Raw genomic sequence first — 13,973 nt, 5'->3', positions numbered from 1 at the left:
CGTTAGTACGGTTGGATTAAACGAGAAAACTGTTGCGAAATACATACGTGAGCAAGAGAAAGACGACATCGCACTCGATAAATTAAGTGTAAAAGAATATGAAGATCCATTCTCGNATGGAGGCTTTAGAACACGATAAAAGCCCGTTGTTACGGGCATTAGTCAAGTAATCAAAGCATAACCTGAACGTATGTTCAGCGAGCGTCTTTAGACGCCGCTGGAGTTTAACGGCTTATAGCCGGTGTACAAGCCACCCGTTTACACGGGTGGTTTTGACTTGATGACTAGAGGCAGCGGAGAGCGTGATAGCAGTAGTATGACGATCTTGGTTGAGTGGTATCAATACTGCGGTAAAAGCTCTACTTTTTAGAGTAGTCCCAAAATCATCGTGGGTAGCTCTTTAAAGTATAACCTCGACAACTGAATTTTTTGACTGCCATCAGTTGTCTGGAGGCTGGCAATTGACTTTTTTTATCATCGCTGCAAATATTGTATGCAAAAAAAGTCCCGTGAGGGACTTTTTTGTGTCTTATCATATTATGATAACTTATTTAGTGATGCGTTTTTCTGTTTCTAAGTCAAAGAAGTGGCCTTTGGCAACATTGAAAGTCAAGGTTACTTTTTCGCCTGGGTTGTGGAAGTCGCGAGCATCAACGCGTGAAGCAAATTCGCTGTTGCCTAATTTGAGGTAAAGCATTGTTTCAGCACCTAGAAGTTCAGAAACAACGACTTCAGCAGTAACATTGGCATTTGGATAAGCTTCATGAACAATATTCTTGCTTGAAATGTCTTCTGGACGGATACCAAAGATAACTTTCTTGCCAAGGTAGCCTTTTTCTTCCAAAATTTTGGCTTGGCCAGCAGGAAGGGCAAGATCAAGACCATCTTCATTGATGAGGGCTTCTTTTTCAACAGTCACTTCAAAGAAGTTCATGGCTGGACTACCGATGAAGCCTGCAACAAACTTGTTGGCTGGTTCATTGTAGAGTTCTTGAGGCGTACCAATTTGTTCAATACGGCCAATTGTTCCCGAACCGTCAGGGTTCTTGGTTGAGCTCATGATGACAATGCGGTCAGCTAAGGTCATGGCTTCGGTTTGGTCGTGGGTAACGTAAATTGTTGTCGCTCCAATCTTACGAGTGATTTTAGCAATTTCAGCACGCATTGATACACGCAGTTTGGCATCCAAGTTTGACAAAGGTTCGTCCATGAGGAAGACTTTAGCGTCACGGACAATGGCACGTCCCATAGCAACACGTTGGCGTTGTCCACCAGACAGGTCAGCTGGTTTGCGTTCTAAGAATTCGGTCAGACCGAGGCTGGCAGCAGCTTCGCGGACACGTTTGTCAATTTCATCTTTGCTGAATTTACGAAGTTTAAGACCGAAGGCCATATTATCATAAACTGTCATGTGAGGGTAGAGGGCGTAGTTTTGAAAAACCATGGCAATGTCGCGGTCTTTAGGCGATTTGTCGTTGACTACTTCGCCATCAATTTTTAGTTGCCCTTCAGTGATGTCTTCTAGACCTGCCACCATACGGAGGGTTGTTGACTTACCACATCCAGAAGGACCAACAAAAACGATAAATTCTTTGTCTTTGATGTCTAGATTGAAATCTTCAACAGCATAGTGGGTTGCATTTGGGTATTTTTTGTAAATATGTTCGAGATTTAAAGTTGTCATAATATCTTTCCTTACTAATCTTATTTAACAGAACCGCCAGTGATTCCTTCCACATAGTATTTTTGCATGAACATGAAGAGCAATGTGATTGGAATGGCAATGATAACAGACCCAGCAGTAAATGACATGAACCATTCGTTGATAGTATCTTGTTGCAACATAGAGAAGAGTCCAATCGCAACGGTGTATTTACTTGTCGCATCTCCAAGGATCACTTTAGCAAAGATGAAGTCCATCCAAGGTGAGATGAAAGCCATCAAGGCAGTATAGACGATGATTGGTTTTGAGAGAGGCAAGGTAATCTTGAAGAAGATGTCTTTACGAGTCGCCCCATCAATCATAGCAGATTCGTCAAGTGAGTACGGAATGGTATCAAAGAAACCTTTGGCAATGTAGAATCCAAGTGCTGCACCTGATGAGTAAACAAGGACAAGAGCTGTCAAAGTTTGGTCAAGATTTAGGGCTTTAAGAATGTAGTAAACAGCAATCATTGACATGAAACCAGGGAACATATTCAAAACCAAGGCTAGCTTCAAGAAACCGTTACGGTGTTTGAATTTGATGCGGCTGAGTGAGTAGGCCATGGCTACCGTGATAAAGGTAGAGATGATACATGAGAAGATAGCTACGATAAAAGTATTCATGAACCAGCGCCCAAATGGGAAAGTATTCTGGGTGAAGAGCTTGGCGTAGTTGGCGAAAGTCCATGTTTTAGGGATAAAGTAGGACACATAGGCTGTTCCTTCACCACGAAAGCTAGTCAAGACAACCCAAACAATTGGGAAAAGCCAGATGATAGAGAGAACAACTAACAAAATGTAGACAAAAGTTAGATTGAGACGTTTTTTCTTGTTCATTATTTAGCCACTCCTTCCTTGTAAGAGTTGGTTCTTGTATAAGCCAAGAGGCTAAAGACAGCAGAAAGTACAAAGATAAGGATACCGATAACGGATGCCAAGTTGTAGTCAGCTGCTGTAACAGTCAAGTTGTAGAGCCAGGTTACCAAAAGGTCAGTTGAACCAGCTTGGTAGTAGTTAGAGTTAGTAGGACCACCACCAGTAAGGAGGAAGATCACATTGAAGTTGTTGATGTTTCCGATAAATTGTTGAATCAAGGTTGGTGTCATGATCAACAAGATTTGCGGGAAAGTGATGGATTGGAAAATTTGAAATTTACTTGCGCCATCAATTTCAGCGGCTTCAATTTGTTCTTGAGGCAGGTTCATGATGATCCCCGTTGCAACCAGCATGGTAACTGGGATACCAACCCACATATTGACAAAGATGATGGAGAACTTAGCCCAGATTGGGTCTGATAAGAATGGTAGCGGGTGACTAGCAGAAATCCAACCCCATTTGGCGAGAAGGGCGTTGACTGGTCCAGCGTCACTGAGCAGATTACGCATGATGAGGAGTGAAATGAATTGTGGCACCGCCATTGTGATAACGAAAATGGTACGCCACATCTTTTTCAGTTTCAGACCCTTAGTATTAATCAAAAGCGCCAAAACGATACCGAAGAAGAAGTTGGTAACTGTTGCGAAAACTGCCCAAATCAAAGTCCAAGAGAGGACGGGGAAGAAGGTTCCTGCCATACGTCCGCTGAGGACATTACCAAAGTTAGTAAAACCAACCCAGTCAAAGAGACTCTTTGGAGGTAAATGATTGTGATCGTAGTTTGTGAAGGCTAGCGATACCATATAGACGAGAGGTAGGATGGTGAAGAGTAGTACACCAATCATTGGAATACTCATCAAAGTCATGTGGAAACGCCCATCAGTCAGTGTCTTGAAATCTTCCTTGAAGTTCGGAATAGGCTTGCCTTGTTCTTTTAATTCTAAAAGATGGCGAGCACTTTTTAAATTACACCAATAGATATAGGCAAAAACAAGGCAAAAGATAATAGATGCCAAGCCGAAAATGAGCAGGAGCATGGAATTGTCCCCTTGTGTTGCGACTTGAACCTTGATACCGTCAACGGTCTTAGTTGTAAGGCCTTGTTGCTTAGTTCCTAGTGTGATTAAGCCATGAAAAGCCGGAATGACTTGATTGACAAAAGCGATCAGGAAGAGAATTTCACTGATTAGGAAAAGCAAGCCTTTGGTGATTTGTTTGTTAGCCAAATTAGCAAATCCCATGATAACGAAAGAAAGTTTGGTGTCAATTCCTCCTTTTTGGAAGGTATCTTTCATTGACATGGTACCATCAGATGAGACGGTTTGTTTTTTCATATTGGTCCCCCTTTGTAAAATACAAGAAAAGTAGTGAGGAAATGCAATCCTCACCACTCATAATTGCATTATTTTGCAGCAGCAATATCCTTGTCAAATTGTTTAAGTCGGTCTAGGTAATTGCTTGGTTTTATTTTTCCATTGTATGTATCGCTCAAGATAGCGGCACTTTCAGTCCAGAATACTGACATTTGGCTAAGTTTTGGCATGACAGTTGTGTAGGTATCTGAACTTCCCATTGTGATGACTGCCTTAGCTAATTGATCTGATTGGACAGCATCAGAAGATTGGATTTCTTTGTTAGCTGGCACGATTGAGCGTGTTTCAAATTGTGTTTTTTGACTATCTGCATTTGTCAGGTAGGCTGCCAATTTGTAGCTTGCTGCGATACGTTTTGTATTTGAACCAGCAGGGGCTTGGTTAACGGCATAAAGTTTAACACCGAGGAAGGCTTTTTGTTGAACTGATTTTCCGCCAATAGTGATAGTTGGGTAAACAGCGACACCAATATTATTTTCGCCTACAGCTTTTTTAGCAGCGGCGTAATCCCAAGGTCCACTTTCAAGTGCTGCAACAGATCCGTCACCAAATTTAGACATGGCATTTTCAGCAGTCAAGTTAACGAAACCTTTATTTTTCTTTTGATCGGCAATCCATTGAAGAACAGATACCCCAGCTTCATTGCCCCAGTTGGTACCTTTGACATCTTCACCTGTTTTACCAAAGAGTGTGTCTCCTACAGAAAGGAATAGTGGAGCAGTTGAGTAAGCATTCATTGCTTTGAAAGTTGCACCAAATGTTGCCTTGCTTGTGATTGTTTCATAAGATTTAACATCTTCTTCAGACAATTTAGATTTGTTGTAGAAGAGAACTTGTGACTCAATACCGAATGGGAATGCGTAAGTTTTACCTTTGTATTGTGCACCTGCGACTGATTGCTCAGTATCGTTATCAGCAATTTCTTTGGCATATTTTTCTGGAATTTCTTGGACAACTCCAGATTCAACTAATTGACCGAGTTGGTCATGTGGAAGAGAGAAAACATCGGCTGCCTTGCTTGGGTCTTTCTTAACATTTTCCTGTGCCTTTGAGTCATTTGATTCAATCATTTTGACTTTGACACCCTTGTTTTCTTTTTCAAAGTTCTTAACGATTTCTTTGTACGAATCTTTTGAGTCAGTTGGTACCCAAAGCTTGACAGTAGTCTTAGAAGCTGCTTCTACTGTAGTTGGTTGAGTAGCCGCAACAGCAAAGCCAGCGGCAGACAAGACAGCAGTGCTGACAAGCAATTTTTTCCATGTGTTCTTTTTCATTATGGTTTCCTCCAAGAAATATTTTTAATTACAAATACATTATGCAACCGTTTGCAGCTTTTGTCAAGCGTTTTTTGTAAAAAAAATAAAAAAATTTAAATGCTTTAAACGCTAGTTTAGAAGCATTTATGGAAGGTTATTTGAAATATAAAAATTATTTTTTCTTTAAAAGAATAAGAATGGCAAAGAATATTTAAGCAATCGATTGCTCTTTTAGGATAATCATGTATAATGGTAATTGTAAAAAGGCAAAGCGTTTTCATGTTTTATTTGAAAAGTTTCCATTTATTAGTTAGGAATAAGAAGAGAAAGAGAGGTTTCAAATGGTTACAATCAAAGATGTTGCTGCAAAAGCAGGTGTTAATCCATCGACTGTTAGTCGCGTACTAAAAGATAATTCATCCATTTCACAAAAAACAAAAGATAGGGTAAGGAAAGCTATGGCTGATCTAGGCTATGTTCCCAATGTTGCTGCCCAGATGCTAGCTAGCGGTCTGACCTATAATGTGGGACTTGTTTTTCCACCTTTGTTAACGCCAGATAGACTGAGTGAACCTTTCTTCATGCAGATCCTGTCAACTATCACAACTGAGGCTAAACAAGAAAATTTTACCGTCTCCATTGCAACAGACATGACCGTAGATGAATTAGTTGAGCAAGTTAAGCTCATGCATCTACAAAAACGTGTGGATGGTTTTATCATCTTGTATTCGGAAAAAGATGATCCTGTCCAGCGCTATCTGCTGGACAATGACATGCCTTTTGTCATAGTTGGAGCGCCGGATGGCTTTGAAAATGAAATCACTTATATTGATAATGATAACCAACTCATGGCTAAAAGTGCAGTAGAATATTTATATGAAAAAGGCCATAAAAATATTCTTTTTGTGACAGATGAATTGGAGTCCGAAATTTCTCAGGAACGTTATCTAGGTTATATGAAAGGTATGATGAAGTTAAAGTTAGACAGGACACCGGCTATGTTGTTTGACCGTCATAATCCAGTTGTTCTGGAAAAATTGATTGAGACAATTGAAGAAAAGAAGGCTACAGCCTTGATTATCATTGGTGATACAGTTTCTGTCAGGGTAATGCAATTCCTGTCCTTTTATGACCTGAAGGTACCTGATGATATTTCTCTAATAACCTTTAATAACTCTGCCTTTTCTAAATTAATTCACCCCTATTTGACGACTTTTGATATCAATGTGGCTAATCTTGGCAGAAGTAGCCTGCGTCGCTTGCTTGAAATCATCAAATCCCCTGCTCCTTTGCCAAGTGAAACAATCATTGTTCCCTTTACTTTGGTTGAAAGAGAAAGCGTTAGAAGGCTGAAGTAAAGGAAAAAATTGACTAAAAAGAAGATTCCAATTGTTAAAAATTGGAATTTTTTATAAAAAATGATTGACTTACGCAAACGCTTGCGTTATAATTTTCACTGTAAGATAACCAATTGAAGGAGGAAAAATATGGATAAAAGAGCAAGCGGTGTACTAATGCATATTACTTCACTTCCAGGAAAATTAGGAGTGGGAACGTTTGGTCAAGAGGCCTATGACTTTGTTGATTTCTTAGTCGAAACAGAGCAGACTTACTGGCAAATCTTGCCTTTGACAACAACAAGTTACGGTGACTCACCATATCAATCATTTTCAGCAGTAGCTGGGAATACACATCTTATTGATTTTGATTTACTCGTTAAGGAAAACTATTTGAAAAAAGCCGATTTCGCTAATGTTCAGTTTGGCGATGATCCAGAAAAGGTCGACTACGAACTGATTTTTGAAGCTAGACGTCCTGTCTTGGAAAAAGCAGTCAAAGGATTCTTAGCTGATAAAGCAGCTGCAACAAAATTAGCTGCATTTGAAAAAGAAGCTACTTGGCTAGATGATTTTGCTGAATTTATGGCACTTAAAGAGCACTTTGGTAATAAGGCTTTGCAAGAATGGGATGATAAAGCAGCTATCCAGCGCGATGCTAAAGCTTTAGATGCCTATCGTGACCAATTGGGAGATGCTATTACTTATCACAAAGTGACGCAGTATTTCTTTTACCAACAATGGATGGCTTTGAAAGCTTATGCTAATAAGAATGGCATTCAAATCATTGGCGACATGCCGATTTATGTGTCTGCGGATAGTGTGGAAGTTTGGACCATGCCTGAACTCTTCAAATTGGATGCTAATAGGCAACCAACTTGTATAGCAGGCTGTCCAGCAGATGATTTCAGTGATGACGGTCAGATTTGGGGCAATCCAATTTATGATTGGAAAAACCATGCTAAAACTAACTACGCTTGGTGGGTTTACCGCATTCAGGAAGGCATCAAACTTTATGATCTGCTTCGAATTGATCATTTTAAAGGCTTCTCAGATTATTGGGAAATCCGCGGTGATTATGAGACAGCTAATGATGGTGAATGGAAAGCTGGTCCAGGCTACGATCTCTTTGCAGCAGTTAAAGATGCCCTGGGTGAATTACCCATCATCGCTGAAAATCTTGGCTACATTGATGAAAAAGCTGAGAAGTTGCTGGCTGATACAGGCTTCCCAGGCATGAAAATCTTAGAATTTGGCTTCTACGATACGACTGGTAGCAGCATTGATATTCCGCACAACTATATTGCTGACACAGTTGCTTATGCAGGAACTCATGATAATGAGGTTATCAATGGCTGGTATGAGAATCTGACAGAAGAGCAGCAAAATTATGCAGATGCTTATATTCGTCGTCAAAAAGATGAACCAATCACGCAAGCCCTGTTAAGAAATCTATATGCTACAGTAAGTAAGACTACTATTACTTGTATGCAGGATCTCCTTGACAAACCAGCAGATAGCCGCATGAATATTCCAAATACAGTTGGCGGCAACTGGCAATGGCGTATGCTAAAAGAAGATCTAACAGCAGAGCGTAAGGCTTTCTTGAAGGAAATCACTTCTCTCTACGCTCGTAAAAATACATTTAAAGCACAAGATAAATAATATTATTTTGCCGCTTAAGAAAACATCAAGACATTATTGTTATTATCATAAACTAAAATAGATATTTTATAAAAAGGAAAACTCATGACTACATTTACAACTTATCTTGAAACACAAAACAAAAACCTCGCAAGTCTTAGCAATGAAGAAATCTACTATCTTTTGTTGGATTTTGTTAAGGAAGCTGCTGCTTCTAAAGCTAAAAACACTGCAAAACGTAAGGTTTACTACATCTCAGCAGAATTTTTGATTGGTAAACTTTTGTCAAACAACTTGATTAACCTTGGCATTTACAAAGATATCAAAGAAGAATTGGCTGCTGCTGGTAAATCAATTGCAGAAGTTGAAGATGTTGAACCAGAACCATCTCTTGGGAACGGTGGACTTGGCCGTTTGGCATCATGTTTCATCGATTCCATCTCTAGCCTTGGAATCAATGGTGAAGGTGTTGGTCTAAACTACCACTGCGGACTTTTCAAGCAAGTTTTCAAAAACAACCAACAAGAAGCAGAAGCTAACTACTGGATTGAAAATGATTCTTGGTTGGTTCCAACAGACATCTCATATGATGTGCCATTCAAAGATTTCACTTTGAAATCTCGTTTGGATCGTATCGATGTTCTTGGTTACAAAAAAGACACTAAAAACTATCTCAATCTTTTCGATATTGATGGTCTTGATTACGGCTTGATTCATGATGGTATTTCATTTGATAAGACTGAAATCAAAAAGAACTTGACACTTTTCCTTTACCCAGATGATTCTGATAAAAATGGTGAATTGCTCCGCATTTACCAACAATACTTCATGGTATCAAATGCAGCGCAGCTCTTGATTGATGAAGCGATTGAACGTGGCTCAAATCTTCATGACTTGGCTGACTACGCTTATGTGCAAATCAATGACACACACCCATCTATGGTCATTCCTGAACTTATCCGTCTTTTGACAGAAAAACATGGCATTGACTTTGATGAAGCTGTTTCAATCGTTAGCAAGATGGTTGGTTACACAAACCACACAATCTTGGCAGAAGCACTTGAAAAATGGCCTCTTGATTATCTTGATGAAGTTGTACCACACTTGGTTGTTATCATTAAAAAATTAGATGCCCTTATCCGTGACAAGTACACTGACCCAGCTGTTCAAATTATTGATGAATCAGGTCGTGTTCACATGGCCCATATGGACATTCATTTCTCAACATCTGTTAACGGAGTTGCGGCTCTTCACACCGAAATCCTTAAAAACAGCGAATTGAAACAGTTCTATGATATCTATCCAGCTAAATTCAACAACAAGACGAATGGTATCACTTTCCGTCGCTGGCTTGAATTTGCCAACCAAGACTTGGCTGATTATATCAAAGAATTGATTGGCGATGAATATTTGACAGACTCTGCTAAATTGGAAAAATTGGATGCTTTTGCTAGTGATCCAGCAGTCCATGCTAAATTGGCAGAAATAAAACATCACAACAAATTGGCTCTTAAGCGTTACCTCAAGGAGAATAAAGGCATTGAGCTTGACGAAAATTCTATCATTGATACCCAAATCAAACGTTTCCACGAGTACAAGCGCCAACAAATGAATGCTCTCTATGTGATTCATAAATATTTGGATATCAAGAAGGGTAATCTTCCAAAACGCAAAGTGACTGTTATCTTTGGTGGTAAAGCAGCTCCAGCCTATACGATTGCTCAAGATATTATTCACCTTATCCTTTGCTTATCAGAGCTCATCAACAATGATCCTGAAGTGAGCCCATACCTCAATGTTCACTTGGTTGAAAACTACAACGTAACAGTGGCTGAACACCTTATTCCTGCGACAGATATTTCAGAGCAAATCTCACTTGCCTCAAAAGAGGCCTCTGGTACAGGTAATATGAAATTCATGCTTAATGGTGCTTTGACCTTAGGTACTATGGATGGAGCCAATGTGGAAATTGCAGAGCTAGCAGGAGCTGACAATATCTACACATTTGGTAAGGATTCTGACACCATCATTGATCTCTATGCAAAAGGTGGCTATGTTTCAGCTGACTATTATGAAAATGATGCAGACATCAAAGAAGCAGTTGATTTCATCGTTAATGATAAAGTCGTCGCTCTTGGCAACGAAGAACGCTTAGAACGTCTTTACAATGAACTTATCAACAAAGACTGGTTTATGACATTGATTGACTTGAAAGAATACATCGCTATCAAAGAGCAAGTGCTTGCTGACTACGAAGATCAAGACGCATGGAATAAGAAAGTTATCCATAACATTGCTAAAGCTGGCTTCTTCTCATCTGACCGCACCATCGCTCAGTACAACGAAGATATTTGGCATTCAAACTAAGGATTCGATCATAAATAAATATAGCTAATTAAAACAATCTAGCTTAGGCTAGGTTGTTTTTGTATTTTTATAAAAATATGTATTGACAAATGAATAAATATAAAATATAATGTATACATATCAAATAAGAAAAGAGAAAAAGATTATGAATTTCAAGAAAATGTTTAGCGGTCTAGCTCTTACTAGCTCAGTATTTTTATTAACTGCTTGTGGCACAGGTTCCAAAGAAGACACTTCTGTTAAGGATATTCAAGATAAAGGCACCATTACTGTGGCGATGAACCCAGAATTTGCACCCTTTGAGTTTAAGACCCTAGTCAACGGAAAAGATACTATAGTTGGGGCAGATGTGGAAATTGCCAAGGCCATCGGTAAAGAATTGGGTGTAAAAGTCAACTATTCATCTATGTCTTTCAATAATGTGCTTGCCAGTCTTCAATCTAAAAAAGCTGACATTGCTATCTCAGGGATTTCTGCAACCAAGGAACGTCAAAAAGCTTACGATTTCTCAACACCTTACTATGAGTCGGTTAATGTGGTCATCGTCAAAAAAGCTGCGCTGGATAAATATAAATCAACAGGTGATTTCAATAACTTGTCAGTAGCGACGCAAAAAGGGACCATCCAAGAAACAGTAGCAAAAGAACAACTGAAGGGAGCTAAAATCGTTTCTCTCGTGCAAAATGGGGAAATGATTAACGAACTCAAAAACGGCCAAGTAGATGCCGTAGTTTTTGAAAAGCCGATTGCAGCAGCTTATGTAGCTAAGAATGATGATTTAGCTGTCGCTGACGTCAAATTGAAATCAGGGGATTCAGATGCCTACGCAGTTGCTATGCCAAAAGGAAGTAAGGCTCTGAAAGCAAGAATTGACAAGGTTATCAAAAAGCTGAAAAAATCAGGTGACATTGATAAGTTTGTTCAAGATGCTTACAATCTCTCTGTATCAGACAGCACATCAAAATCTGAATAAGCGCATTAGGCGGTGAAAGTCTACTTTAAGGAGTAGGCTTTTCATTTTGTTTTATCAAAACAGTTGACTTTGTTATTTTTATTCAGTATTATCAAAGGTGACAATCGCAATAGAATGAGGAAAAAGTATGAAATTACCCCGTTTTGGAGTAGAAGAGTGGCTAAATGTTCACGAAAAAAGCGCCATCTATGACATTGCAGGTGTGTCTATTGATTCGCTGACACTGGACGAATTATTTGATTTAACAGGAACCGACGCGCAAGCCTTTTTTAAGGAATTAGCCCATAAAAAATTGAACTACGGTTGGATTGAAGGCTCTCCTCAATTTAAACAAGCAGCTGCTAGCTTATATGATCATATCAAGCCAGAAAATATTTTACAAACCAATGGTGCAACGGGTGCTAATATGCTGGTTTTATATGCTTTGGTGGAAGCAGGAGACCATGTTATTTCCCTTTACCCCAGTTACCAGCAGCTGTATGATATTCCTAGGTCGTTAGGTGCCAAAGTTGATTTCTGGCAGATCAGAGAAGAACTTAATTGGCTGCCAGATTTGGATGAGCTGCGCCAGCTGATTAAACCCTCAACCAAGATGATTTGCATCAACAATGCTAACAACCCGACAGGAGCAGTCATGGATGAGCCTTATCTCAAAGAACTGGTTGAGATTGCTAAGTCTTGTGATGCCTACATCTTGTCGGATGAAGTTTACCACTCCTTCTCTGATAAGAAAGTACCTGCTATCGCCGATCTCTACGACAAGGGCGTTTCAGTTAACAGCCTTTCTAAAACTTACTCCCTTCCTGGTATTCGTGTCGGCTGGGTAGCTGCCAACCGTCAGGTGACTGATCTGCTTAAAGATTATCGCGACTATACTATGATTTGTGCGGGTGTTTTTGATGATATGGTTGCTAGTTTGGCTCTTGATCACCGTGACAAAATCTTGGAGCGTAATCAGAAGATTGTCTCTCGTAATTTAACAATTTTGCAGGAATGGGTGGCTTCTGAGGAAATGGCAGAGCTGATTGCCCCTGTACATGTGTCCACATCATTTGTCAAGTTAAAGGTAAACCTAGATATAGAAGACTTCTGTCTAAAATTGTTGCAGGATTACGGAGTCTTAGTGGTACCAGGAAATCGTTTTGATATTGAAGGCCATGTTCGCATAGGCTATTGCTGTTCAACAGAAATTCTGAAAGAAGGTCTGAGACGTTTATCACAATGTTTACACAATTGATTGAATTTTTATTCATAATATCATTGACAAATGAATAAAGTACACGTATACTAGGTTTTAGTAAAAAGAAAAGAGAATAAATATGAAAATGAAAAAGATTTTTTTAGGAGCGGTTTCGCTTCTTGCTGTTTTTAGTCTAGCTGCTTGTGGCTCATCTTCTAAGAAAGATTCGCAAGCTGCCATTAAAGAAAAAGGAAAATTGGTTGTAGCCGTCAGCCCTGACTATGCTCCTTTTGAATTTAAGGCTTTGGTTAATGGCAAAGATACTATTGTCGGTGCTGATATTGAGCTAGCCAAGGCTATTGCTAAAGAATTAAATGTTAAACTGGAATTGTCTTCAATGAGCTTTGACAATGTCCTCTCAAGCCTTCAGACAGGAAAGGCTGATATGGCTATCTCAGGTTTGTCATACACTAAAGCGCGTGCTAAAGTTTACGACTTTTCTAAGCCTTACTATGAGACAGAAAATGCACTCTTGGTCAAAGTATCGGATGTTAACACCTATACATCAGTTGCTAGTTTGTCTGGCAAAAAAGTTGCTGTTCAAAAGGGAACTATTGAGGAGGGACTTTCTAAGGATCAGTTGACTAAGTCTAACATCATTTCTTTGACAGCTATGGGTGAGGCTATTAATGAATTAAAATCAGGTCAAGTTCAAGCTGTTGATTTAGAAAAACCAGTAGCTGAAGGTTACCTAACTCAAAATTCAGACCTTGCCCTTGCTAGTTTTGCTCTTAAGACAGGAGACGGCGATGCCAAAGCGGTAGCCATGCCTAAAAACAGCGGTGAACTCAAGAAGACAGTGGACAAGGTGATCAAAAAGCTAGAAAAAGAAGGCAAGTACAAGGATTATATCTCTGATGCTGCTAAATTGACTGGTTCACAAGTGGACTAGAATGAGTATCATAATACAGATAAAAAAGAGAATCATCTGATTCTCTCAGAATGAAGACAAACATCTCGATTGATGTTTGTCTTTTTCTGTTTATAGAATTTAAATCGCCTCTGTTTACTAAAATAGAGGGTATTTGTCCAAAATAAAAAAGCTTGCCTGCCCTTATTTTTACCAATTTTTTGAGATTTAAACACGCCAAAGTCAGTCCAACCTTATCTTCCATTTTGGACTTGCCTTTTTCTCTTGTATAACGGAGATTGTGGTACTCTTTGGCTGTTCCAAAGAGGCGTTCAATGGTTTCTTTGCGCTTC

Annotated in this window: 11 protein-coding genes and 1 pseudogene; 7 read left to right on the top strand and 5 right to left on the bottom strand. The window is 39.4% G+C overall.

All coding sequences use genetic code 11. The features are described 5' to 3' along the window. Positions 1-139: pseudogene (locus tag A3GS_RS12390) on the top strand (IS200/IS605 family transposase); the annotation flags it as partial. Positions 140-547: 408 nt separating this feature from the next. Here the strand turns inward: A3GS_RS12390 and A3GS_RS0107740 are convergent. The 4 genes from A3GS_RS0107740 to A3GS_RS0107725 form a co-directional block, all read right to left on the bottom strand. Then, complete coding sequence (locus A3GS_RS0107740) at positions 548-1,684, bottom strand: ABC transporter ATP-binding protein (RefSeq protein ID WP_018364857.1); 1,137 nt, start codon at positions 1,682-1,684, stop codon at positions 548-550. Positions 1,685-1,704: 20 nt separating this feature from the next. Beyond that, positions 1,705-2,541: a sugar ABC transporter permease gene (locus A3GS_RS0107735; RefSeq protein WP_018364856.1), complete on the bottom strand. Its 837-nt coding sequence runs from the start codon at positions 2,539-2,541 to the stop codon at positions 1,705-1,707. Next, positions 2,541-3,914, bottom strand: coding sequence for a carbohydrate ABC transporter permease (locus tag A3GS_RS0107730; protein WP_018364855.1), 1,374 nt, complete (start codon positions 3,912-3,914; stop codon positions 2,541-2,543). Before A3GS_RS0107730 ends, A3GS_RS0107735 begins: the two co-directional genes overlap by 1 nt. A 68-nt stretch (positions 3,915-3,982) precedes the next feature. After that, entirely contained in the window at positions 3,983-5,227 is a 1,245-nt protein-coding gene (locus tag A3GS_RS0107725) for an extracellular solute-binding protein (RefSeq protein WP_018364854.1), read from the bottom strand. A 323-nt stretch (positions 5,228-5,550) separates the two neighbouring features. Here A3GS_RS0107725 and A3GS_RS0107720 point away from each other — a divergent pair, with 323 nt between their 5' ends. From A3GS_RS0107720 to A3GS_RS0107695, 6 genes are all read left to right on the top strand, one after another. Beyond that, positions 5,551-6,567, top strand: a complete 1,017-nt coding sequence (locus A3GS_RS0107720; RefSeq protein ID WP_018364853.1) for a LacI family DNA-binding transcriptional regulator — start codon at positions 5,551-5,553, stop codon at positions 6,565-6,567. Positions 6,568-6,696: 129 nt separating this feature from the next. Beyond that, positions 6,697-8,211 carry a 4-alpha-glucanotransferase gene (gene malQ, locus A3GS_RS0107715; protein ID WP_018364852.1) on the top strand — a complete coding sequence of 505 codons (1,515 nt, stop codon included), beginning with the start codon at positions 6,697-6,699 and terminating at the stop codon, positions 8,209-8,211. Positions 8,212-8,295: 84 nt separating this feature from the next. Next, positions 8,296-10,557, top strand: coding sequence for a glycogen/starch/alpha-glucan family phosphorylase (glgP, locus tag A3GS_RS0107710; RefSeq protein WP_018364851.1), 2,262 nt, complete (start codon positions 8,296-8,298; stop codon positions 10,555-10,557). A gap of 145 nt (positions 10,558-10,702) precedes the next feature. After that, positions 10,703-11,530: a transporter substrate-binding domain-containing protein gene (locus A3GS_RS0107705; RefSeq protein ID WP_018364850.1), complete on the top strand. Its 828-nt coding sequence runs from the start codon at positions 10,703-10,705 to the stop codon at positions 11,528-11,530. Positions 11,531-11,657: 127 nt separating this feature from the next. Continuing rightward, on the top strand, positions 11,658-12,767 hold the full coding sequence (locus A3GS_RS0107700; protein WP_018364849.1) for an aminotransferase: 1,110 nt from the start codon (positions 11,658-11,660) through the stop codon (positions 12,765-12,767). An 82-nt stretch (positions 12,768-12,849) separates the two neighbouring features. Next, entirely contained in the window at positions 12,850-13,662 is an 813-nt protein-coding gene (locus tag A3GS_RS0107695; RefSeq protein ID WP_018364848.1) for a transporter substrate-binding domain-containing protein, read from the top strand. On the opposite strand, the gene A3GS_RS13070 is transcribed toward A3GS_RS0107695, so the two are convergent. Beyond that, a partial coding sequence (locus tag A3GS_RS13070) for a transposase (RefSeq protein ID WP_026216326.1) occupies positions 13,634-13,973 on the bottom strand: 340 nt, incomplete at its 5' end. The two genes, A3GS_RS0107695 and A3GS_RS13070, sit on opposite strands and share 29 nt — an antisense overlap.

Source organism: Streptococcus caballi DSM 19004, assembly GCF_000379985.1.
In the GTDB taxonomy this organism is placed as follows: Bacteria; Bacillota; Bacilli; order Lactobacillales; family Streptococcaceae; genus Streptococcus; species Streptococcus caballi.
Note: the sequence above shows the minus strand (reverse complement) of the source record. Positions and strands in the feature narration are given on the sequence as shown.